A 22,305-nucleotide genomic window follows, 5' to 3' on the forward strand; every position below is an offset into this window, starting at 1 on the left:
GAACTCCTTTACTTGCCAACACGAAGAAAGGCCGCTCGTGACCATCGCGCCACCCCGGCCCGACCCGTCCCCACCCGGGGCCCCGGTGCGGCGGGCGATCACCGAAGTCCTGTCGCGGGCCGACCGCGCGTTCCGCCGGGTCACCACCGGGGCCGGGCTGACCATGCTGGCGATCCTCGTGGTCATCGGCTTCTTCCTCGTCTACCGGTCCGGGCCGGCGTTCGACACGAGCGGTTTCGGCTTCTTCACCACCATCCGGTTCGATCCGGCCTCGGGTGTGCTCGGTGTGCTCGGCCTGCTCTACGGGACGATCGTGGTCGCGCTGATCGCGGTCCTGATCGCGGTCCCGCTGAGCATCCTGGCCGCGCTGTTCATCACCGAGTACTCCAGCGGGAGGATCCGTGGCTTCCTGACCGGGCTGGTCGACCTGCTCGCCGCGATCCCGAGCCTGCTCTACGGCCTGTGGGGGTTCGCCTTCCTCGGCCCCCAGATCGTGCCGATCTCGTTGTGGCTGACCGAAAACCTGGGCTGGTTCCCGCCGTTCTCGTCGAAGGAGAACGCGCTGTACATCCAGTCGATGTTCATCGCGGGCCTGGTGGTCTCGCTGATGGTCCTCCCGATCACGACGTCGGTGATCCGCGAGGTGTTCGCGCAGACCCCTCCCGGCGAGAAGGAGGCGGCACTCGCGCTGGGCAGCACGCGCTGGGGGATGGTCAAGACCGTCATGCTGCCGTTCGGGCGGGGCGGGATCATCGGCGGTTCGATGCTCGGGCTCGGCCGCGCGCTCGGTGAGACGATCGCCGTTTCCCTGCTGCTGCCGCAGGTTCCGGAGATCACGAAGCACGTGCTCCAGTTCGGCGGCGCGACGATCTCCGGGTTCATCGCCAACAACGCCGGCGCGTCCGGGCTCGCGCTGTCCGGGCTGATGGCCGCGGGCCTGGTGCTGTTCGTCTTCACGCTGGCGACGAACTTCACCGCGTCGGTGATCATCTCCAAGAGCCGTTCGGGCGCGGGGGTGGACGCGTGACCACAACACTGACTCCGCCGGTCGCGCCCGCCCCGCGCAAGCTCGTCAAACGGCGGCCGTCGGAGACCACCAGACAGGACCGGTTCGCGGCGTTCGGCTGCGCGGTGTCGGCCACGCTGCTCACCTGGTTCGTCATGCATCTGCTGCTGGACTCCCCCGGCTGGCTGGCCGACCTGATCGTCGCGTACCTCCTCTATCTGACGATGCTCTACCTGGTCACCCGCGACAGGCTGGGCAAGCTCGCGGCGTCGGACCGGCTCGTTTCCACCGTGGTCGTGACCGGGGCGCTCGTCCTGCTCGCCCCGTTGCTGTCGCTGCTGCTCTACATCGTCGTCGAAGGCGCGCCGTACCTGCGCCTGGACTTCTTCACCCACGACATGTCCACGGTCGCGCCGACCGATCCGGTGACCGAGACCGGCGGTCTGCACGCGGTGATCGGTACCCTCGAACAGACCGCGCTGACCCTGGTCCTCGTGGTCCCGCTGGGCGTGCTCACCGCGGTGTTCCTGAACGAGACCCGGTCGAGGTTCCGGCGTCCGGTGCGGATCATGGTCGACGCGATGAGCGGGCTTCCGTCCATTGTGGCCGGTCTGTTCGTGTACGCCGCCCTGATCATCCCCGGTATCCAGGCCGGCGTGGGCTTGTTCAGCTACAACGGGTTGATGGCCACCTTGGCGTTGACGATGGTCATGCTGCCGACCGTGACGCGGACCGTGGACGTGGTGCTCCGTCTCGTCCCGGACGGCCTGCGCGAGGCGTCGCTGGCGCTGGGAGCGAGCCGGGCCCGGACGGTGTGGTCCGTGGTGCTGCCGACAGCGCGCACCGGGGTGACGACCGCCGTGATCCTCGGGATCGCCCGGGTGGCGGGCGAAACCGCGCCGCTGCTGTTCACCTCGTTCGGCGCGCTCGGGATGAACGCCAACCCGTTCTCCGATCCGCAGGAGAGCATCCCGCTGTTCATCTACCGCTTCATCAAACAGCCGCTGGAGAACGTCCAGCAGCGCGGCTATGTCGGCGCGCTCGTGCTGATCCTGCTCATCTTCGGCCTGTTCGCGATCGCCAGGGTGGTGGGCCGCGACCGGTCGAAGCGGAAGGCCAAGAAGACCACCGTGAAGACACAGGAGAACCGGTGACCGACACTGAAGTGTCCTACGTGGACAGTCCGGCGCGCCCGCTGGTCGAGCTGACCGGTGGCCCGCCGCCCGGCGCGGCGGAACTCGAATCCCGGGAGATCGGCGCCTGGTTCGGTGACCGCCTGGTACTCGAAGGGGTTTCGCTGCGGATGCCCGCCAAGGAGGTGACCGCGCTCATCGGTCCGTCCGGCTGCGGCAAGTCGACCTTCCTCCGCATCCTCAACCGCATGCACGAACTGGTGCCGTCGGCGTCGCTGACCGGCGAGGTCCTGTTGGACGGCAAGGACATCTACGCCGACGGGACACGGCCGCAGCAGGTCCGGCTGCGTATCGGCATGGTGTTCCAGAAGCCGAACCCGTTCCCCGCGATGTCCATCCGTGACAACGTCCTGGCCGGGCTGAAGCTCGCCGGCGTCAAATGCGGCGACAAGGACGCGCTCGTCGAGCAGAGCCTGGAACGGGCCGGGCTCTGGCGCGAGGTCCGGGACCGGCTGAGCTCCCCCGGCGGCGCGCTGTCCGGCGGGCAGCAGCAGCGGCTCTGCATCGCGCGCTCGCTCGCGGTGCAGCCGAACGTGCTGCTGATGGACGAGCCCTGTTCCGCGCTCGACCCGACGTCGACCCGGCGGATCGAGCAGACCATCGCCGAGATCGGGCACGAGGTGACGATCGTCATCGTCACGCACAACATGCAGCAGGCCCAACGGGTTTCGGACCATTGCGCGTTCTTCCTGGCGGCCGAGAACGAACCCGGCCGGGTGATCGAGCACGGTCCGACGGACACCATCTTCAACGCGCCGTCGGACGAACGCACCCACGACTACGTGAACGGGCGATTCGGATGATCCGCCGGCTGGCCGCGCTGGGCGGGGTCATGGTGGTGCTGTCGCTGGCCGTCACTCCCGGGGCGGCGGCGCTCACGCCGGTCACCGGCTCCGGGTCCAGCTATGTCGGCCCGGCGATGACCGACTGGCAGAACGGCGCGAAGTCGCGCGGTATCCCGATCAACTACTCGGCCAACAGCTCACCCGCCGGGGTCAACCAGTTCGGCGACCGGACGGTGGACTTCGCCGGGACCGAAGCCGAGGTCTCGTCGATCATCGCGGCGGGCGGCGGCGGGCTGTCCGCGCAAACCCGCGGCTACCAGTACGTCCCGGACGTCGCCGGCGCGATCGCGCTGATGTACAACGTCAAGGACCAGGGCGGCAAGCGCGTCGACTACCTGCACCTCAGCCGGGAGGTGATCGGCCGGATCTTCAGCCGGGACATCACCCGCTGGAACGATCCCGCCATCACCGCGACCAACGGCGGGAAGTCCCTGCCGGATCAGCCCATCACCCTGGTCGGCCGGACCGGTCAGTCGGGAACGACGGCGTTGTTCTACGACTTCATCGCACACGCCGCGCCCGACGCCTACAACCGGTTCGTCTCCCGCAACGTCGGCAACGGGATGGGGAACCTGCCCGCGGGCGTGCGCCCCATCCAACTCCCCGGGCAGGGCCCGGACGCCGAGTGGTACCGGCTGCTCGCGGACTCGGATCAGATCGCGACGACCATGGACAACGCGACCATCCCGTTCTCCATCGGCTACGACGAGTTCGCCTACGCCCAGCGATACGAGGTGCCGACGGCGTGGGTGCGGAACGGCGCGGGCCAGTACACGCAGCCCTACGCGGAGAACATCGCGGCCGCGTTGAAGCACGCGGAGCTCCGGCCGGACCTGAGCCAGAAACTGGACCGGGTCTACACGAACACCGACCCGAAGTCGTACCCGATCTCGGCGTACTCGTACGTCATGATGCCGTGCACCAACGGTCGCGACACCTGCCGCGGCGGCTACGGCGACCCTGGCAAGACCGAGACGATCACCGCTTTCCTGGAGCACGTCGCCTGCGACGGCCAGATCAACATGGCGCGGATCGGCTATTCGCCGCTGCCGCCGAACCTGTCACAGGAGGTCATGAACTCCAACGCGCGGCTCACCGGGCAACCGGCGAAACAGCTGAACGCGGACAATTGCGCCAACCCGACCTTCCGCGGCAGCCTCGGCGACGGCGCGGCCAGCCCGCCCGACCCGCTGGTGACCGGCGGGATCATCAACCCGGACGGGAAACCGAAGGCCGGTACGGGTGCCACGGGTCCCAGCGTTTCCGCCGGGCCCAGCACGGGTCCGACCGGCGGCGACAAGACCGCGACCGCGACGGCGGGCCCCGACGAGGAGTCCGCGGGCGGCGGCTCGAAGAACTGGCGCGAGGCTTCACCGGCGTCTTACGACGAGGGCGGGTTCGGCGGCTTCGGGGGCTGGGCGGCGTTGGTGCTCTTCGTGGCGATCGTGGCGCCTTTGGTGGTGCGTGGGGTGATCCGGAAGCTGCGGGGTTCCTAGGGGCCGGTGGACACGCGAGCGGTCGAGCACGACCACCTTGCGGCAGGATGGGCATGAAGAGGGGCCCGTCGCCGGTGCGGCCGACGGGCTCCTCGGGGCCATGCGGGGTCAGGCGCGGTGGAGGGTGTTGCGCCGGGTCTTTCGGAGCGGGTCCAGGTATTGGGGCGGGATGAACTCCGGTAGCCCGTCAGCCGCCATGCGGACTTGCCAGTCGCCGTGGTGGATCAGGCGGTGATGGAAGCCGCACAGCAGCACGAGGTTCCGGAGATCAGTCGGGCCGCCGTCCGCCCAGTGCTCGATATGATGGGCGTGACAGTTCTTGGGTCTTCGATGACACCCCGGGAACGCACAGCCTCGGTCCCGGATGTTGAGCGCCCGTCTCTGACCTGGCGTCACGAACCGTCTCAGCCGTCCTACATCAAGAGGTTCACCAGCGGCGTTCATCACCACGGGGAGCATCAGGCAGTCGCAGGCGGCCATCCGTGCCTCGCGGGCGGTCATCTCCCCGACGAAGTCGAGGCAGGCTTTCCCGATCCCGGTCTTCAGCTCTTCCAGACCGATGGTCACGTGCACCAACGTCCGGTACCCGCTGGTGCCAGGCTGGTCGGGGCAGGCGATCGCCAAGTCGAGGAGTTCGGCCCACGCATCGCCCTGGCGTTCGCACTTCATCCGCAAGTCAGCCTGGCCGAATTCGTCCACCGGGCGAGGCTTCGCGTACGCCTCCAGTGCGGCGGCGGTGCGAGCCCCCAGCTCGTCATCCAGCAGGCCGGTGAGTTTCCAGAACCCGTCCCGGCGACGCTCAAGGGTGATCTCGCGGCGTGGCTGCTTCGGTTCGGGTTCTTTGGGTTCGTTGCCGTCGGGATCCAGCCAGCCGAGGATGTCCTCGGCGGCCTTCGTCACCTGCCGGGGACCAGCGCCACGGCCCAGGTTGCCGAGGATCTTCTCCGCGCTCTCCCGATCCTCCACCGACGTATCGGCCGGGAGTCTCCCCAAGATCTCCAGGATCTGGTCGATCCGCTCATCCCCGATCATGCCCTCAGCGGCCGCCGCACCCACAGTGGGCGCGAACGCCGGAACCTCGGTGCCATCCAGATTACGGGTCGGGTTCAACGCGATCGCCCGCTTCACCACCGACTGCGCCTCACCCCGCGACAACCCCGCCACATCAGCGAACCACGCCGCCGTCGACCCATAGCCATACAAGTCTTTCGAACCCCGCAACTCCACCTCCGCCAGAAACTGCCCCAGAGCGGCGGACGCGACCCGCATCAGCTGCAGGAACTGCTGCACGCCATGGGCAAGCTCCAGCTTGCCGGCACGCCACAACTCCTGCGGCAACTCGGGAAGGAAGGTCTCGGACACCCCTCCATAATACACCCATATTTCGAACACGTGTTCGTAATTTTACGTTACCGCAAACTCGCACATTTCCCACTGATGGGTGTTATCGGTGTGGAGGTGACGTAACACCGCGCACAGATCAGACGAGTTCTACCCGCAAGTGCCACCACCGAGCGGGAGAGCGCCATGTACTTCCCACCCGAACCGTCCGTCTACCCGGCAAAGCCCAAACGCTGGCCTTGGATTCTCGGCTCCGTCATCGCCGTGGCCGCCCTCGCGACGACCTTGCCCCTTGTCCTTCTCGGCAATGAGCGCGCCGAGCCCGCAGCCGCGGCGAAGCCGACCGCGACACCTTGCAAGAGCAAGGACCTGAAACCACCTTGCCAAGGCGTCAACGGCTGGGTTCTGGCGGACGGCTCCTACGAAAGCACCACGCGAGCGACCTCTCCCGCCTACGTGGCGCCGACGACGACCAGCCTGCCGCCGCTCACCACCGGCGATTTCACCCTGGAGCCGAAGACGCACTCCAAACAATGTTTCGGTTCCGCCGGATGCGTCTGGGTCGTCGAACCCGCCGTGTCCTACAAAGGCACGCCGGAAGCCATGCTGAGCCACGGAATGTGCTCGATGACCTACGAAATCACCGGGGACAAGTCCGGCACGATCACCGAAACACTCACTTTCATCGGAACCAGCGTGACAATGCACCGTTCCGTGCTCTCGACGCCGTCCTCGAAGACCAAGGTGACCGTCAAGATCGTCAGCGTGTCCTGCCCCTGACCGGAGCAGGACACGCCGACGTCCCCCTCAGAAGAAGGTCAGCACGACCTTCCCCCGCCCGTGCCCGGTCTCGATCTCCCGATGCGCCGCCGCGGCCTCGGCGAACGGGTACGTCCGCCGCACCAAGAATCGCAGTTCTCCCTTGGCGTACAACGAAGCCAGCATCCCCAACCGCTCCGCCGACCGGGTACCCGTGACCACTCGCGCCCCCAGCTCGAGCGCCCGCGCGTGGTCGACCAGGGTGAGCACGCGGTCCGGATCCCCGACCAGCTCCAGCGAGAGATCGAAGGCGACCCCGCCCGCGCCGTCGAGCGCCGCGTCGACCCCGGACGGCGCGAGGGCACGCACCCGCTCGGCGAGGCCGTCGCCGTAGACCAGCGCCTCGGCGCCGAGGGAGCGGACGTAGTCCTGATTCGCCTCGCTGGCCGTCCCGATCACCCGCGCCCCGCGCAGCACGGCGAGCTGGACGGCAGCCGTGCCCACCGCCCCCGCCGCCCCGTGGACCAGCAGCGTCTCGCCGCGGGCGACCCGCAGCGCGTCCAGCGCCAGGTACGCGGTCTGCGTCCCGGCCGTGAAGCCGCCCGCGACCTCCCAAGGCATCTCCGCCGGCTTCGGCGTGACGTTCTCCGCGGGCACCACGATGTACTCGGCGTACGCCTGCACGGCGGTGAAGCCGAGCACTTCGGCCCCCGCGACGAGGCCGGTAACCCCGGAACCGACCTCGTCGACGACCCCGGCGAACTCGTTCCCCGGGACACGCGGCCAACGCAGCTCGAGCCCCGCGGGTTCCCAGCCCGCCCGCACGGCCGCGTCGTACGGCTGCACCCCCGCCGCCTTCACCCGCACCCGGACCTCCCCCGCCCCGGCGTGCGGCTCCTCCAGCTCCAGCACCCGGAGCACTTCCGGGCCACCGGCTTCCGTGAACGCGGCCGCTTTCATCTCGTTCCTCCAGTTCGTTCCCCAGCTGACGGAACCCAGCCTGATACCTCCAGTTAACTGGAAGTCAAGAAGTGTCGGTGTGACGTTCTAAGCTGCCGACGTGACGAGCTACCGCATCTCCAGGGCAAGCGCCTCCGACGCCGACAGAGTGACAGCGCTGGTGCAAGAATCGGCCGCCTATCAAGGGGAGTACGCGTCGATTCTCGAGGATTACCGGGTGACCGAGGACTACCTCGCCACCCATCCCGCGTTCGTCGCGCACGCGCAGCGGGACGTGGTCGGCTTCTACAGCCTGATCGAGTATCCGGCCGAGCTGGACCTGCTGTTCGTCGCCGATTCGGCCCAGGGCACGGGCATCGGCGCGTGGCTGGTCGAGCATATGCTCGGGCAGGCCGCGGGCCTCGGCATGACCGAGATCCGCGTCGTCTCCCACCCGCCGGCCACCGGGTTCTACGAACGGATGGGCGCCCGCCGCGTCGGTGTCGTGCCGCCCAGCCCGCCGAAGGTCACTTGGGAACGCCCGGAGCTGGTCTTCGACGTCAAGCGCCCACCGCACGGCTGAACCGGCCGATCAGTTTGCGCAGGTGCCCGGCGAACTCCGGCGAATCGACGACGTCGAAGTCGGCGTCGAGCAGGCCGAGGTAGAGCGCCAGGAATTCCAGCGTGTCCGCACCGGCTTTGAGCAGGCAGGTCCGCTCGTCGACGGCTTCGACGACGACGGCGGGCGGGACCTTCGCCGCGGCTTCGGCCGCCGGGGCGTGCAGGCGGATCGTCGCGTGGTGCCGCCACAACGCCGCGCCCACACCGCGCTGGAGGTAGGCGACAACGCCGCCTTCGGGCGGTTCGCGCTGCTCGAAGCGCCGCCCGTTGGGTGTCCGCGGCCGCATCCGGTCCGCCCGGAAGGTGCGCCAGTCCTGCTTGTCGACGTCCCAGCCGACGAGGTACCACCGGCGGCCCATGTGCACGACGCGATGCGGCTCGACCTGCCGCCGCGTCTCGGATCCGTTGTGCCCCAGGTAATCGAACCGCAGGGTCTCCCGGTCTCGGCAGGCGCCGGCGATGGTCGAAAGCACCGCGGAGTCGACCGTCGGACCACCGCCCTGCACCGCGAGCGTCGCGGAATTCAGCGCCTCGACGCGGTGTCGCAGCCGTGACGGCAGCACCTGCTCCAGCTTCGCCAGCGCGCGTACCGAGGTCTCCTCGATCCCCGCGATCGTGCCGCCCGCGGCCGTCCGCAAGCCCATCGCCACCGCGACGGCCTCCTCGTCGTCGAGCAGCAGCGGCGGCATGGCCGCACCGGCGCCCAACGTGTACCCGCCGGACACGCCGGGCGCGGCGTCGACCGGATAGCCCAGTCCGCGAAGCCGCTCGACGTCGTTCCGGATGGTCCTGGTCGTGACGTCGAGCCGGTCCGCCAGTTCCGGGCCTGTCCAGTTCCGCCTGGCTTGCAGCAGCGACAGGAGTCGCAGCAGTCTCGCCGAAGTTTCCGCCATGGATTCCACCTTGCCCGCAATCGCGGAAAGAACCTTTCCGCAATGGCTTCTAGCTTAGCTCCCATGAACGAGATCAAGAGCTTCCGCATCGCCGTCGACCAGGCCGAACTCGACGACCTCAAGGACCGCCTCGACCGGACCCGCTGGCCGCGCGAGGTCACCGGTGACTGGAGCCGGGGCGCCCCGGTCGCCTACCTCAAGGGGCTGGCCGAGTACTGGGCCGACGGCTTCGACTGGCGCGCCCAGGAGGCGGAGCTGAACGAGTTTCCGCAGTTCACCACCGAGATCGACGGCCAGACCATCCACTTCCTGCACGTCCGCTCCGCCAACCCGGACGCGCTGCCGCTGATCCTCACGCACGGCTGGCCGAGTTCGCCGTTCGAATTCCGGAACGTCATCGGCGAGCTGAGCGACGAGTTCCACCTGGTCGTCCCGTCGCTGCCCGGTTACGGCTTCTCGACCCCGGTGCAGGGGCCCGGCTGGGGCAACCTGTTCCGCGTCGCCCAGGCGTGGACGACGCTGATGGACCGCCTCGGTTACGACCGTTTCGGCGTCCACGGCACGGACGCGGGTGCCGGGGTCGCGGGCATCCTGGCGATGATCGCCCCGCACCGGGTGACCGGCGTGCACCTGACCGGCACCAGCGCGGGCACGCCGTTCGGGCCCGCCGTCGAGCTGGACGGCCTCTCCGAGAAGGACCGTGAGCGCGGCGAGCGCTTCAACCGGTTCCAGGCCGACGGCCTCGGCTACCTGCACCTCCAGGCGACGCGGCCGCAGACGCTGGCCTATTCGCTGAACGACTCCCCCACCGGCCAGCTCGCGTGGATCGTGGAGAAGTTCGCCGAGTGGACCGACCCGGCCAAGGGCCTGCCGGACGACGCCGTCGATCGTGATCACCTGCTGGCCGCGGTGAGCCTGTTCTGGTTCACCGGCGCGGGCGCGTCCTCGGCGCACGCCCTGTTCGAGGGAATGGAGGCCTACCGGCAGCTGGCTCAGGGCGGGTGGGACGGCGAAGCACCCGCCGGGCCGCCGCGCGGTATCGCCGTCTTCGCCGGGGACACCACGATCCGGAGTCTCCAGGACGGCCCGGTGGAGCACTGGTCCGAATACGACTCCGGTGGCCACTTCCCGGCGATGGAGGTCCCCGACCTGCTCACCGAAGACCTTCGCACCTTCTTCCGCGGGCGCCTCTGATGGCGACTCTGAGCGCGCGGGCACTCAACCGCGCCACCCTGGCCAGGCAGTTCCTGCTGGAGCGCGCCGATCTGCCCGCCGTCACCGCGATCGAGCGGCTGGCCGGCCTCCAAGCGCAGGCGCCCGACTCGTCCTACGTCGGCCTGTGGTCGCGGTTGCGGGACTTCCAGGTGGACGAGCTGGCGAAGCCGCTCGCCGCCCGCGAGGTCGTCCGGTCGACGCTGATGCGCGGAACGGTGCACCTGGTGACGGCCGAGGACGCCCTCGCCTTCTGGCCGACCATGAAACCCGTGGTCGAGCGCGGTTTTCTCGGCCACTACTCGCGGGAGATCGCCGGTCTCGATCTCGGCGCGATCGCCGGGGCGGGGCGAGATCTGCTGGCGGGAGGACACCGCACTCGCGCCGAGATCCGGACAGCACTGGCGGACCGATGGCCCGGGGCCGACCCGACCACGCTCGCCTACGCGGTCAACAGCCTGCTTCCCCTCGCGCACGTGACGCCGCGAGGGCTGTGGGGGCAGTCGGGCCCCGTGGCGTTCTCCCTGCTCGACGAGTGGGTCGGCGAGCCGATCGCGGACGGCATCCCCCTCGACGACCTGGTGCTGCGTTATCTCGCGGCGTTCGGCCCGGCGACCGTCCGCGATGCCCAGGTCTGGTCGGGACTGACCAAGCTCAAGGAGGTCTTCGAACGGCTTCGGCCGCGGCTGCGCACCTTCACCGACACCGAGGGAAAGGAGCTGTTCGATCTGCCCGACGCGCCGCGGCCCGACCCGGAAACCCCGGCGCCGCCCCGGTTCCTGCCGGAATACGACAATGTCCTGCTCTCCCACGCCGATCGCGCGCGCGTGATCCCGGATGGTCGTCGCGTGCCGTTGCCACCCGGTTCCGGGGGCCGAAGGGGCACGCTGCTCGTCGACGGTGAATTCCTGGCCATTTGGGCGATCAAAGGGGCGAAATTGACGATCGAATCACGGAAGCCCTTGCCTGACAAGGATTCGATCACCGAAGAAGGCGAACGATTGCTGGAATTCGTAGTGCCGGGACAAGAGCACGAAATCCGATTCGGTATCGGCGGATAACAGTCCGGCCTTTTGCCGTAACGAAAAGCGCCGTTCGGGCGAAGCAATGCCGCAAGAGCCTGAAGGGAGAGCGGGCGATGAGCAGGAACTACGGATTCTTGACGGTGCTGGCGGGGCTGAGCGCGCTCGCGGTCATCGCGGTGGCGGCGGTCTGGCGATACCCGAACACCTCGGACGTCACGGCGGTGATCACCGCGGCGGGAACGGTGATCGGCACCGTGGTGGGCGCCTTCTTCGGCGTGAACGCGGCCTCGGCCGGACGAGTGAAGGCCGAGGAAAGCCGCGATCAAGCGACGGCGGCGCTGGTGAAAGTGGCCACCAAGGCGGACGAGGACAGCGACGTCGCGAAGGCGGCGATGGAAGGCGTTCGCTGACCGTCCTCTGTGGACGCCGCTGGTGGTCAGCCGAGCGCGTCGAGCAAGGCGAGGTCGGGTGGGACGAGCGTGGTGGAAAGCACCAGCTCCCGCAACAGGTTGTCGTTCAACGCGTTGCCGACCGGCTCGCCGACCTCTTCGCGCCGCAGGCCGTAAACTCCACCGGCGGACAACCGGGCCCGGACGTCGATGACGACGTGCTCGACACGGCGGCCGGTCCACGTCTCGCCGGGACGGAGCTCGCCGAGCACATCGGCCGTCTGCTGGCGGGACAGCGGCTGCGGGTTGAGGTCGTGCAGCAGGTAGCGCTGGCCGAAAACGACCAGGACCAGGCGTTCCTCCGCGCTGAGGCGCCAGCGGCGGGGCGGCACGGTGACGTCGCCGTGCCGGGTGGCGGGCTGCCCGCCGTCGGGACCGGCGACGTACAACTCGAGCAGGTGCTCCCGCCTGCCCGAACCTCGGACGAACAACGGCGTGTAACCGTCCGACAGGGGGATCGGCTCCTCGCCGCGGGACAGCCAGCGGGAGTTCGGCAGGCGGATGGGCAACTGGCCGGTGTTGCTGACCCGCCACTGTCCGCCGGTGAAGTTCAGCAGCCCGTGCTTGCGGCTGACCTGGAGATCGTTCTCCCCCACGCAGACGTCGACCTGCGGCCGGTTGCGCCCGAAGGAGATCTCGCCGCCCTCGCCGGGGTCGAGGGAGACGCCGCCCGCGAGCGTGAGGGCGAACACCGCGCCCGGGGCCGACCGGGGCACGCCGAGCGCCAGGCTTTCGTGCGCCGTCGTGAGCCGCTTCATCGAGTCTCCTCCTGTCCTACGGCAGTATGCGGCACTCCGTCGGGGACGGGTCCCGGCGTCGTCGCTCTACGTTCAGCATATGCGTACTCTGCGTGTGGCCGGATTCCTGCTCGTGTCCGCCGCGGCCCTGACCGGCTGCGGATCCGACGCCCCGCCCGCTCCCGCGTCCTCCCCCGCCGCGCCGCCGTCCGCCACCGTTTCGCCGACTTCCGCGTCGTCGCCACCTTCGTCCTCCGCGCCGCCTTCGTCGTCCGGGATCGCCCAGCCGGCCGGCCCGCTGGTCGCCGAGAACGGCACCGATCTCAAGTCCTGCCGTGACGGCGATTGCGAAGTCATCGTGAAGCCGAAGGACAAACTCGCGTTCGACGCCCGGCTGCGCGTCACCTCCCTCATCGTCGATGCCGTGTCGGCCAGCGGTGTCACGCTCTCGGCGGCCCTCCCCAGCGGCGGACGCTCGACCATCAGCGGCGGTGCCGGGCAGACGAACGGGATCGCCTACCGGGTGACCGCGATCAAGGACGGCAAGGCGGTCCTGAAGTTCACGCCGGCGACCTGAAGCGGCCGCGATCCGTACTGTGGAAGCATGATTGACTTCTCCAAGGACACCGTCTTCAAGCTCACGCCGTGCAAGCCGAAGGACATCGCGCCGACGGTGCAGCCGATCATCATCCCCGGCGAGGAGATCATCTCGTCGTTCAAGGCGGTTCGCGACTTCGTGGTGTTCACGAACAAGCGGCTGATCGCGGTGAACGTCCAAGGCATGACCGGCAAGAAGAAGGACTTCACTTCGTTGCCCTACAACAGGATCCAGGCTTTCTCGATCGAGACCGCGGGCACTTTCGACCTCGACGCGGAACTGGACCTGTGGTTCAGCGGCCTGGGGAACGTGCGACTGGAGTTCCGGGGCTCGGACATCCGGGCGATCGGCCAACTGATCGCGACCCACACGCTTTAGCCCCTCCCGCATTTAGCCGACTACTTGCCGTGCGCCTGGGGCCGCTGTGCCCCTGCATGACGCCCGGGGACCTCGACTGTATGGATTTTGTTGCGTTGGACGCGCAAAAATCCACACAGTCCCGCGCGACCGGTCCGGTCACGCCAGCCAGACCGGTCCAGTCACGAGGGGGTGTGTGGAAATAGGGACGTTCACTGTCCCTATCTCCACACACCCCCCACTCTGGGTGAAACCGCGTCTACATGTTGATCATGTGGCCGGCAAGACCGTGCACGGCTTCCTTGACCGCTTCCCCGAGCGTCGGGTGAGCGTGCACGTTTCGCGAGATTTCGTGCACCGTCAGGTCCCACTGCTGCGCCAAGGTCAGTTCCGGCAGCAGTTCGGTCACCTCGGGCCCGATCAGGTGCGCCCCGAGCAACTCGCCATGTTCGGCATCGCTCAGGATCTTCACGAAACCGACGGCCTCGCCGAGGCCGTGCGCCTTTCCGTTGGCGCTGAAGGGGAACTTCGCGACCTGGACGTCGAAGCCCTTTTCGCGGGCCTGTTCCTCGGTCCAGCCGAAGCTGGCGATCTGCGGCTGGCAGTAGGTGGCGCGCGGGATCATCACGAAGTCGAGTTCCATGGTCTCGGCGCCTGCGATGGTCTCGGCGGCCACGACGCCCATGGACTCCGACGCGTGCGCGAGCATCAGTTTCGCGGTGACGTCGCCGATGGCGAAGATGTGCGGGACGTTGGTGCGGCCGCGCGAGTCGATGGCGATGGCGCCGCGGTCGGTGAGCTCGACGCCGGTCTTGTCCAGGCCGTAGCCCTCGGTCCGCGGCTGGAAACCGATGGCCTGCAACACCTTGTCCGCTTCCAGAACCCTGGACTCGCCGTTCTTCGACACGGTCACCAGCACGCGCTCGCCGGTGTCGTCGATCGTCTCCACCTTGGTCGAGGTCAGCACCTCGATGCCGAGTTTCCGGTAGCGGCGCGCGAGTTCGGCGGAGACTTCGGCGTCTTCGAGCGGGACCATCCGGTCGAGGTATTCGACGATGGTCACCTTCACGCCATAGTTGTGCAGCACGTAGGCGAACTCGACGCCGATCGCGCCCGCGCCGGCGATGACGATGCTCTCCGGCAGTTCGTTTTCCATGATCTGCTGTTCGTAGGTGACGACGCGGTCGCTGCGCGTGGTGCCCGGCAGCAGCCTCGCGGTCGCGCCGGTGGCGATCACGCAGTTGTCGAAGGTGATCCGCTCGCCGTTGACCTCGATGGTGTTGGCGTCGAGGAACGTGCCGTGCCCGTCGTACTCGGTGATCTTGTTCTTCTTCATCAGGAAGTGCACGCCCTTGACGCGACCGTCCGCGACCTTGCGGCTGCGGTCGAAGGCGGCCTGGTAGTCGAAGGTGACCTTCCCTTCGACCTGGATCCCGAAGGACTTCGCCTCTTTGGTCACGATGTGCGCGAGTTCGGCGTTGCGCAGCAGTGCCTTCGACGGGATGCAGCCGACGTTGAGGCACACCCCGCCCCAGTATTTCTCCTCCACGACCGCCGCGCTCAGCCCCAGTTGCGACGCCCGGATCGCCGCCACGTAACCGCCGACCCCGGCGCCCAGAACAACGACGTCATAGTGTGCGCTCATACCCCGAAACCTACCCTTCACCGGCACTGTCCGAAGGGTGAGACTGCCTACTCGGGGCGGGAGCCGCGGATCTCGATCAGCAGCTCGGTCACCGCGGTCATGATCCGCTTGGTCGCCTCCTCCAGCACCTCGCGCGACGGCGAGGGCGTCATGAGGTCCGAAAGGTCCACCGGCGGACCCGCGACCAGGTTCACCGTCTTGCGGGGGAAGGCGCGCGGGAGCACGGCGTCCGACGGCAGCAGGTGGTGCGTGCCCCAGTTCGCCAGCGGGATCACCGGGACACCGGTCTCCAGCGCGATCCGCGCGATCCCGGTCTTGCCGCGCATGGGCCACCCGTCCGGGTGATCGCTGAACGTCGCCTCCGGGAAGATGACGACGCATTCACCCTCACGGACGGCGCTGACGGCGTCGCGGTACGCGTCCGACGCGGTGGCCGCCCCGCGATACACCGGGATGTGCCCGCCCGAGCGCATCACCGAGCCGACCACCGGCGCGTCCCAGAGGCTCGCCTTCGCCAGGTAGCGCGGCACGCGTCCGTGCGCGAGGCAGTACGCCGTCACCGTCGTCGGATCGGCGAACGAGAGATGGTTCGACGCGACCAGGAACCCGCCGGTCGACGGCAGGTGCTCGCCGCCGCGCACCCGGAACCGGGTGAACAGCACGAGGAACGGCCATACGACGTTGATCGCGAGGCTGAACCAGGCGCCCCGGCCGGCGCGGGCGAAGCGCCGGCCGAAGGCGATCATCTGGCGGAACGTCAGCAAGTCACCCGAAACGGGGCTCAATGCGGTCCAGCGTTCACGGGGTCTCGGCACCATGGACGTAATTCGTAGCCGAACCCGGTCCGGTTCGGCTGGATCTCCGCGCGAACGCGGCGCGGATCACACGCGTTCGAGGACCACCACGGGGATCTCACGGTCGGTCTTCTTCGCGTACTCGTTGTAGTCCGGCCAGACCGCGGCGAGCTTCTCCCACAGTTTCGCGCGGTCCGCGCCTTCGAGGGTCCGGGCCCGCGCGGTGAACTTGTCCGCCTTGACCTGCGCCTTGACCTCGGGGTTTGCCTGGAGGTTCTTGTACCAGCCCGGGTCCTCCGGCGCCCCGCCCTTCGAGGCCACGATGACCGGGTTGTTGTCGTCGTCGAACTGGTAGATCAGCGCGAACTTGCGGTCCTCGCCGGTCTTGCGGCCCTTGGTGGTGAGGATCAGGCAAGGCGCGCCCTTCTCCCAGTCGTGGCCCACCTCGCCGTCGGTCTCTTCGTAGCGACGGACGTGCTCGTCACCGAAAAGCATGTCTGTGTTCCTCTCGTCCCGGAATACTGCGGCGCCCTGCCAGTCTGACGCGAACCGGTCGGTCGCGCTGATCAACTCGTGCAGGGTGCCGGGCTCGTCGAACGCGTGACCCGAGTCGCCGACCATCACCAGTTCCGCGGTCGGCAGCACCTGGCTGAGCTCCCACGCGGTGATGGCCGGGGTGACCACGTCGTAGCGTCCCTGGACCAGAACGCAAGGAATGTCCCGAAGCTTCCCGGCGTCGCGGAGCAGCTGATCTTCGGCCAGCCAGCCGCCGTGCCGGAAGTAGTGGTTCTCGATCCTCGCGATCGCGAGGGCGAATCCGGGATCGCTGAACGCGTCGATCACTTCGTCCCGCGGGCGCAGTTTGACCGTTTCCCCCTCCCAGCGGCTCCACGCGATCGCGGCGGGTCCGTGCACGGCGGGATCGGGATGGCTGAGCAGTTCGTGATAGACCTCGATCAGGTTGTCCTGGCGGCGCGAGAACGGCACCGGGGCCAGGAAACGCGACCAGGCCTCGGGGAAGAGGAACGCCGCTCCCCCGCCGTAGAGCCATTGCAGCTCCTTCACCCGCAGCGTGGCCACACCGCGGAGGACGAGTTCCGTGACGCGCCCGGGATGCGTTTCCGCGTAGGTCAGCCCGAGCACGCTCCCCCACGAGCCGCCGAAGACCATCCAGTGTTCGATGTCCAGATGCTCGCGCAACCGCTCGATGTCGGCGACGAGATGCCACGTCGTGTTGACCGCGAGATCCGCCTCCGGTGTGGCACAGTTCGGCGTGCTCCGCCCACAGCCGCGCTGGTCGAAGAGAACGATCCGGTACCGCGCCGGATCGAACAGTCTGCGATGTCTCGGGCTCGAACCACCTCCGGGGCCACCGTGCAGGAAGATCACCGGTTTGCCCTCGGGATCGCCGCATTCCTCCCAATAGATCTCATTGCCGTCACCGACGGGCAACATCCCTTGGACGTAAGGTTCGATTTCCGGGTAAAGGCCGAGCATGTCCGCCACTATGCCCCAAACGCCAGCTTGGAGGATCGATGAAGGCCCGCCCCCACGTGACGCTGGAAGATGTGGCGCGCACCGCGGACGTGTCGCTCGCGACCGCGTCCCGCGTACTCAACGGCACCGCCACCGTCCGGGGAGATCTCCGCGAACGAGTGATCGCCGCGGCCGCCGAACTCTCCTATACCCCCAATGCTCACGCTCAGGCATTGGCCGGTGGCTCACAGCCGACCGTCGGGGTGATCTGTCACGACGTCGGCGACCCCTATTTCGCCGCGATCGCCGGCGGGGTGATGCGGGTGGCGAGTGAAAACGATCTTCTCGTGATGCTCGCGAGCACTTTTCGCGACCCGGCGAAAGAGGTCGCGTACGTCTCGACGCTGCGTGCCCAGCGCGCGTCGGCCATTCTGCTGATCGGCTCGGCGTTCGAAGACAAAGGCTGGGAAAAGGCGATGGCCGCCGAACTCGAGCCGTACCGGCGCGGCGGCGGGCACGTCGCCGCGGTCAGCAGGCATCGCGGGCTCAAAGTGGACACCGTCCAGCCCGACAACAAGGGCGGCGGCACCGAACTGGCGAAGGCGCTGCTGGACCTGGGGCACCGGCGGTTCGCCGTGCTCGCCGGGCCGAAGAGCCTCACCACCGTCGTCGACCGTCTCGACGGTTTCGCCGCGGAACTGCTGGAGCACGGCGTCGAACTGGCCGAGGACGACGTCGTCGAAGCGGCGTTCACCCGCGACGGCGGCTACGAAGCGATGGAGAAGGTCCTCGCCCGGCCGCGCAAGGACTGGCCCACGTGCGTGTTCGCGGTGACCGACGTGATGGCGATCGGCGCGATGGCGGCACTGCGTGACGCGGGTGTCTCGATCCCCGGCGAGATGTCGATCGCCGGTTTCGACGACATCCCGGTAGTGCGCGATCTCACGCCGTCGCTGAGCACCGTCGCGCTGCCGTTGGAGAAGCTGGGCGAACGGGCCATGGACCTGGCACTCAAGGCCTCGCCCGGTACCCGGCCGCGCGTGGTGCGCATGTCCGGTGAGGTGGTTTTGCGCTCCAGCACCGCTTCCCCCGCCCGCTGAGCCCCTTGTGCGGCGCCCGCGGCGTGACTTAACGTGGTCCGAGAAAGCGCTTTCTCACCCCCGCGCCACGGAGACCCGATGACCTTGATCGCCCTGCCCACCGCCGACGGCGGACTGGTGGAGTGGACGCCGCAAGGGGCGGACACGCCCGCGAAACCGGCGTCGCCGCCGACCTCCCGGATCGCCTACGCGGCCGCGCACGTGGTCGCCGACCCGCTCGCCGCCGCCGACCCCGAAGAGGGCGCGGTACTGGACTGGGACACCACGCTCGCCTTCCGCGAACACCTGTGGTCCTGTGGTCTCGGCGTGGCCGAAGCGATGGACACCGCGCAGCGCGGCATGGGCCTGGACTGGGGCACCACCCAGGACCTCATCCGGCGCACCGGCGCGCTCGCCGCCGGACGGCCGTGGGTGGCGGGTGTCGGCACCGACCAGTTGCCCGGCGGCGGCGCGACGCCTGAGTCCATTGTGGACGCCTGGCGCGAGCAGCTGGACCTGGTCGGCGAGGCCGGGGCCGTGCCGGTCGTGATGGCCAGCCGGGCACTGGCCGCGTCGGCGTCCGGCCCTGAGGATTACCATGCCGCGTACGGGAAACTGCTCTCCGGCGCGGACCGTCCGGTCCTGCTGCACTGGCTGGGCGAGCAGTTCGACCCGGCGCTGGCGGGGTACTGGGGCCACGCCGACGTCCGTGAGGCCGCCAAGGAACTGGGCAGGCTTTGCGCCGAGCACGCCGGGGTGATCGCGGGCGTCAAGGTCTCCGTGCTCGACGCGTCGATCGAGACCGCGTTCCGCCGCGCGCTTCCCGAGGGCGTCAAGTGCTACACGGGCGACGACTTCAACTACCCGGAGCTGATCGCCGGGGACGAACAGGGCCACAGCGAAGCGCTTTTGGGTATCTTCGACGCCGTCGCGCAGGTGGCGGGCGCCGCGCTCGCCCGGCTCGACGAAGGCGACAAGGCGGGCTTCCACGGCCTGCTGGACCCGACGGTCGCCTTGAGCCGCGCGATCTTCCGCGCGCCCACCAGGAACTACAAGACCGGCGTCGTCTTCCTCGCCTACCTCAACGGGCACCAGAACCATTTCCGGATGGTCGCGGGCCGCGAGTCGGCCCGGTCCATCACGCATCTGGCCGAGCTGCTCCGGCTGGCCGACGCCGCCGGGGCGCTGGCCGACCCGGACCTCGCCGTCGCGCGGATGCGGCCGCTGCTGGCCGCGGCGGGGGTGGCGTGATGGACCGGTTGAGCCTGAACCAGATCACCACCAAGGCGTGGTCGCTGCCGGAGGCCGTGGCGGGCTGCGCCGAGGCGGGGGTCCGCTGGATCGGCCTGTGGCGGGACAAGGTCGCCGAAACCGGCGTCGAGGAGACCGCGCGGCTGCTCAAGGAGTACGACGTCGGCGTGTCGTCGTTGTGCCGCGGCGGTTTCTTCACCGGGATCACCCCGGAGGGGTCCCCTGTGGACGGTGTCGCGCAGACCAGGGAGGCGATCGACGAAGCGGCCGCGCTGGGCGCGGACGTCCTCGTCCTGGTCGTCGGCGGGGTGAACGGCGACCTCGCGTCGTCACGGCAGCGGGTCGCGGACGCGGTCGGCGAACTGGCCCCGTACGCCAGTGAACGCGGCGTACGGCTCGGCTTGGAGCCCCTGCATCCCATGCAGTGCGCCGAACGGTCGGTTCTGTCCACAGTGGATCAGGCGCTGACCGTGGCACTGGAGCACCCGGCCGAGCAGGTCGGCGTGATCGTCGACGAGTTCCACGTGTGGTGGGACCCGCGGATCGAGGAGTCGATCGCCGCGGCGGCCGGGCGGATCGCCGGATTCCATGTGTGCGACCAGAAGGTGCCGCTGACCGACACGCTGCTGGGCCGGGCGCTGCCCGGTGACGGCCCGATCGACCACCGGCGCCTGAAGGCGTGTGTCGAGGCCGCCGGGTACACCGGGCCGATCGAGGTCGAGGTGTTCGACGCCGACCTCTGGCGCCGTCCCGGCGGCGAGGTCCTCGCCGAGACCATCGCGGCGTACCGGGACCACGTCGCTTAAGACCTGGTAAGGCAGGTGTGGCGTGTTCTGTGCTCGCCCGCACGCCGACCTCCGCCGCCAAGGAGGGCCGCGAAACGCGTGGCGAAGGGGACTTTCCGCGCGTGCGATGAGGGGAAAGTCCCCTTCACGTCGCCCGTCACCGTCGAGTGACAGGACATCGGCGGCGGGACCACGTCACTTAAGACCTGACGAAAGTAAGGGTCGGACGCTGCCCTTGGCCCGCTGTCCGGACGGCCGTGGTTTCCTACCGTTCGCGGTATGAAACCACGGTTGCTCTGGTGGCTGGGAACAGCGCTGCTCCTGCTCGCCGTCCACACCGATTGGAACGTCCCCCTCGCCGCCTGGGTGTTCCCGATCTTCCTGCTCCGCTATGCCCGGCAGGTCCCCGTCCGGCGCGCGATCCTGATGGTGGGCCTGTCCCTGCTGATCGGCCAGCTGTTCTGGCTCGGGGTCACCGGCCTGCTGTTCGTGCTCTCCGGTCTGCTCGCCTTCACCCTGCTCGCGGTGCTGCAGACGACGGCGTTCCTCGCCGACCGCCTGTGCGCCGACCGCGCCGGGCCGTTGCGGACGCTGGTGTTCCCGGTGACGCTCGTCGCGGGTGAGTATCTCTTCACCGTGATCACCGGTTTCGGGGACTTCGGCGCGCTCGGCAGCACCCAGTCCGCCAACCTTCCGCTGCTCCAGACGGCGTCCGTGACCGGCGTCTACGGCCTCACCTTCGTCCTCGCGTGGTTCGCCTCGGTGGTGAACACCGGTTGGGCGGAGGGATGGCCGCCGGTCAAGCGCACGGTGCTCGTTCACGCCTGCGTGCTCGGCCTGGTGTTCCTCGCCGGTGGCGCGCGGCTGCTGTTCGACGCTCCGACGACGCAGACCGTCCGGGTCGCCGGGATCAGCCCTTCGGCCGGCGCGGACAAAGCGAGTTCCGAAGCGCTGGAGCGAGTCGGCGTCAAGTACTGGCGCGCCGAAGAGGTCAGCGCGGCCGATCCCGCCGCGGTCGGCGCCGCGTTCGCTCCGGTCACCGAAGATCTCGTGACCAGGACACGGCAGCAGGCGTCGGCGGGGGCGAAGATCGTCGTCTGGCCGGAAACGCACGCCCGCGTGCTGGAACGCGATCAGGACGCGCTGCTGAAGCGGGTCGGCGCCGAAGCGAAGCAGGCGGGCATCCACGTCGAACTCGCCTACGCGCTTTACACCAAGCAGGCTCCCCACATCCGCAACGTGGCCGTGCTCGTCGGACCGACCGGCGAAGTGGCCTGGACCTACGACAAAACGCGTCCGACGCCGATGGAACCGATGACTCCCGGCCCCGGCACGGTCCCCACCGCGGATTCGCCATACGGACGGCTCGCGACGGTCATCTGCTACGACGCGGATTTCCGCGACTTGACGCGTCAGGCGGCGGACAAGGAAACCGCGCTCCTGCTCGTCCCCGCCAACGACTGGTCGGGATTCGGCACGCTGCACGCGGAAAAGGCCACTTTCCGCGCGGTGGAAAACGGTTACTCGCTCTTCCGGCACTCCACGCACGGAAATTCCACAGCCGTGGACGATCAGGGCCGGATTCTCGGGCACGCCGACTACTTCCGCACCGATCAGCAGACACTCGTCGCGGATCTCCCGGTACAGCCGAGAACACAGACCGTGTACAGCCATGTCGGTGACGTGTTCGCCTGGCTGTGTCTCGCCGCAGCCGCGCTCTGTCCTTTGTGGACGTACACGCGCGGTCGCACAGGGAAACGTTAGCGCCCTGTTACGGACGGGGTGGTGTTCGTAACGTCTTGGC

General features: G+C 68.7%; 22 protein-coding genes and 1 pseudogene. 15 read left to right on the forward strand and 8 right to left on the reverse strand.

The annotated features are described in order from the left end of the window. The first annotated feature begins 37 nt into the window (after positions 1 to 37). The 4 genes from pstC to ACFWMR_RS11410 are packed head-to-tail and all read left to right on the forward strand — an operon-like array spanning position 38 to position 4,540. The gene (pstC, locus tag ACFWMR_RS11395) at positions 38 to 1,027 is read left to right on the forward strand and encodes a phosphate ABC transporter permease subunit PstC (protein ID WP_093934004.1); all 990 of its coding nucleotides are present in this window, start codon (positions 38 to 40) and stop codon (positions 1,025 to 1,027) included. Further along, on the forward strand, positions 1,024 to 2,160 hold the full coding sequence (pstA, locus tag ACFWMR_RS11400; RefSeq protein ID WP_378378288.1) for a phosphate ABC transporter permease PstA: 1,137 nt from the start codon (positions 1,024 to 1,026) through the stop codon (positions 2,158 to 2,160). The genes pstC and pstA overlap by 4 nt, the downstream gene beginning before the upstream one ends. 41 nt (positions 2,161 to 2,201) lie before the next feature. Beyond that, positions 2,202 to 3,002 carry a phosphate ABC transporter ATP-binding protein gene (locus ACFWMR_RS11405; protein ID WP_378378331.1) on the forward strand — a complete coding sequence of 267 codons (801 nt, stop codon included), beginning with the start codon at positions 2,202 to 2,204 and terminating at the stop codon, positions 3,000 to 3,002. Then, positions 2,999 to 4,540: a substrate-binding domain-containing protein gene (locus tag ACFWMR_RS11410; protein ID WP_378378289.1), complete on the forward strand. Its 1,542-nt coding sequence runs from the start codon at positions 2,999 to 3,001 to the stop codon at positions 4,538 to 4,540. Before ACFWMR_RS11405 ends, ACFWMR_RS11410 begins: the two co-directional genes overlap by 4 nt. Before the next feature lie 108 nt (positions 4,541 to 4,648). Here ACFWMR_RS11410 and ACFWMR_RS11415 read toward each other — a convergent pair whose 3' ends face one another. Beyond that, positions 4,649 to 5,902, reverse strand: a complete 1,254-nt coding sequence (locus ACFWMR_RS11415) for an HNH endonuclease signature motif containing protein (RefSeq protein ID WP_378378290.1) — start codon at positions 5,900 to 5,902, stop codon at positions 4,649 to 4,651. A gap of 165 nt (positions 5,903 to 6,067) precedes the next feature. Between ACFWMR_RS11415 and ACFWMR_RS11420 the strand changes: the two genes are divergently transcribed. Continuing rightward, positions 6,068 to 6,661, forward strand: coding sequence for a hypothetical protein (locus ACFWMR_RS11420; protein WP_378378291.1), 594 nt, complete (start codon positions 6,068 to 6,070; stop codon positions 6,659 to 6,661). Positions 6,662 to 6,688: 27 nt separating this feature from the next. Here the strand turns inward: ACFWMR_RS11420 and ACFWMR_RS11425 are convergent, their stop codons facing one another. Further along, positions 6,689 to 7,600, reverse strand: a complete 912-nt coding sequence (locus tag ACFWMR_RS11425; RefSeq protein WP_378378292.1) for an NADP-dependent oxidoreductase — start codon at positions 7,598 to 7,600, stop codon at positions 6,689 to 6,691. A 100-nt stretch (positions 7,601 to 7,700) separates the two neighbouring features. Here ACFWMR_RS11425 and ACFWMR_RS11430 point away from each other — a divergent pair, with 100 nt between their 5' ends. After that, complete coding sequence (locus ACFWMR_RS11430; RefSeq protein ID WP_093933999.1) at positions 7,701 to 8,162, forward strand: GNAT family N-acetyltransferase; 462 nt, start codon at positions 7,701 to 7,703, stop codon at positions 8,160 to 8,162. Here the strand turns inward: ACFWMR_RS11430 and ACFWMR_RS11435 are convergent. Then, entirely contained in the window at positions 8,140 to 9,093 is a 954-nt protein-coding gene (locus tag ACFWMR_RS11435; RefSeq protein WP_378378293.1) for a helix-turn-helix transcriptional regulator, read from the reverse strand. The genes ACFWMR_RS11430 and ACFWMR_RS11435 overlap by 23 nt on opposite strands. A gap of 63 nt (positions 9,094 to 9,156) precedes the next feature. Between ACFWMR_RS11435 and ACFWMR_RS11440 the strand changes: the two genes are divergently transcribed. The 3 genes from ACFWMR_RS11440 to ACFWMR_RS11450 all read left to right on the forward strand — a co-directional run bounded on the left by ACFWMR_RS11440 (position 9,157) and on the right by ACFWMR_RS11450 (position 11,740). Further along, positions 9,157 to 10,287 (forward strand): epoxide hydrolase family protein, encoded by a 1,131-nt coding sequence (locus tag ACFWMR_RS11440; RefSeq protein ID WP_378378294.1) that lies wholly within the window; start codon positions 9,157 to 9,159, stop codon positions 10,285 to 10,287. Then, entirely contained in the window at positions 10,287 to 11,366 is a 1,080-nt protein-coding gene (locus ACFWMR_RS11445; protein ID WP_378378295.1) for a winged helix DNA-binding domain-containing protein, read from the forward strand. Before ACFWMR_RS11440 ends, ACFWMR_RS11445 begins: the two co-directional genes overlap by 1 nt. 77 nt (positions 11,367 to 11,443) lie before the next feature. Beyond that, entirely contained in the window at positions 11,444 to 11,740 is a 297-nt protein-coding gene (locus tag ACFWMR_RS11450) for a hypothetical protein (protein WP_093933996.1), read from the forward strand. A 26-nt stretch (positions 11,741 to 11,766) separates the two neighbouring features. Here ACFWMR_RS11450 and ACFWMR_RS11455 read toward each other — a convergent pair whose 3' ends face one another. After that, positions 11,767 to 12,537, reverse strand: a complete 771-nt coding sequence (locus tag ACFWMR_RS11455) for a hypothetical protein (RefSeq protein WP_093933995.1) — start codon at positions 12,535 to 12,537, stop codon at positions 11,767 to 11,769. 79 nt (positions 12,538 to 12,616) lie between these two features. Between ACFWMR_RS11455 and ACFWMR_RS11460 the strand changes: the two genes are divergently transcribed. Further along, a complete protein-coding gene (locus ACFWMR_RS11460; protein WP_378278622.1) occupies positions 12,617 to 13,093 on the forward strand; it encodes a hypothetical protein in 477 nt (158 codons plus the stop codon). A 27-nt stretch (positions 13,094 to 13,120) separates the two neighbouring features. After that, positions 13,121 to 13,492 (forward strand): PH domain-containing protein, encoded by a 372-nt coding sequence (locus tag ACFWMR_RS11465; protein WP_026467493.1) that lies wholly within the window; start codon positions 13,121 to 13,123, stop codon positions 13,490 to 13,492. A gap of 238 nt (positions 13,493 to 13,730) precedes the next feature. On the opposite strand, the gene lpdA is transcribed toward ACFWMR_RS11465, so the two are convergent. From lpdA to pip, 4 genes and pseudogenes are all read right to left on the reverse strand, one after another. Beyond that, complete coding sequence (gene lpdA / locus ACFWMR_RS11470; protein ID WP_378378296.1) at positions 13,731 to 15,116, reverse strand: dihydrolipoyl dehydrogenase; 1,386 nt, start codon at positions 15,114 to 15,116, stop codon at positions 13,731 to 13,733. A 47-nt stretch (positions 15,117 to 15,163) separates the two neighbouring features. Beyond that, positions 15,164 to 15,934 (reverse strand): lysophospholipid acyltransferase family protein, encoded by a 771-nt coding sequence (locus ACFWMR_RS11475; protein ID WP_378378297.1) that lies wholly within the window; start codon positions 15,932 to 15,934, stop codon positions 15,164 to 15,166. Positions 15,935 to 15,997: 63 nt separating this feature from the next. Next, positions 15,998 to 16,405, reverse strand: coding sequence for a nitroreductase family deazaflavin-dependent oxidoreductase (locus ACFWMR_RS42675; protein ID WP_449224326.1), 408 nt, complete (start codon positions 16,403 to 16,405; stop codon positions 15,998 to 16,000). A gap of 63 nt (positions 16,406 to 16,468) precedes the next feature. Then, positions 16,469 to 17,407, reverse strand: a pseudogene (gene pip, locus ACFWMR_RS11480) (prolyl aminopeptidase); the annotation flags it as partial. A 38-nt stretch (positions 17,408 to 17,445) separates the two neighbouring features. On the opposite strand from pip, the gene ACFWMR_RS11485 reads away from it, so the two are divergent. From ACFWMR_RS11485 to ACFWMR_RS11500, 4 genes are all read left to right on the forward strand, one after another. Next, positions 17,446 to 18,486: a LacI family DNA-binding transcriptional regulator gene (locus ACFWMR_RS11485; RefSeq protein WP_378378299.1), complete on the forward strand. Its 1,041-nt coding sequence runs from the start codon at positions 17,446 to 17,448 to the stop codon at positions 18,484 to 18,486. Between the two features lie 78 nt (positions 18,487 to 18,564). Beyond that, positions 18,565 to 19,716 (forward strand): dihydrodipicolinate synthase family protein, encoded by a 1,152-nt coding sequence (locus tag ACFWMR_RS11490; RefSeq protein WP_378378300.1) that lies wholly within the window; start codon positions 18,565 to 18,567, stop codon positions 19,714 to 19,716. Next, positions 19,716 to 20,522, forward strand: coding sequence for a sugar phosphate isomerase/epimerase family protein (locus ACFWMR_RS11495; protein WP_378378301.1), 807 nt, complete (start codon positions 19,716 to 19,718; stop codon positions 20,520 to 20,522). Before ACFWMR_RS11490 ends, ACFWMR_RS11495 begins: the two co-directional genes overlap by 1 nt. A gap of 258 nt (positions 20,523 to 20,780) precedes the next feature. Beyond that, complete coding sequence (locus ACFWMR_RS11500; RefSeq protein ID WP_378378302.1) at positions 20,781 to 22,265, forward strand: apolipoprotein N-acyltransferase; 1,485 nt, start codon at positions 20,781 to 20,783, stop codon at positions 22,263 to 22,265. Positions 22,266 to 22,305 lie beyond the last annotated feature (40 nt).

It is taken from the genome of Amycolatopsis thailandensis (genome assembly GCF_042723255.1).
In the GTDB taxonomy this organism is placed as follows: domain Bacteria; phylum Actinomycetota; class Actinomycetes; order Mycobacteriales; family Pseudonocardiaceae; genus Amycolatopsis; species Amycolatopsis thailandensis.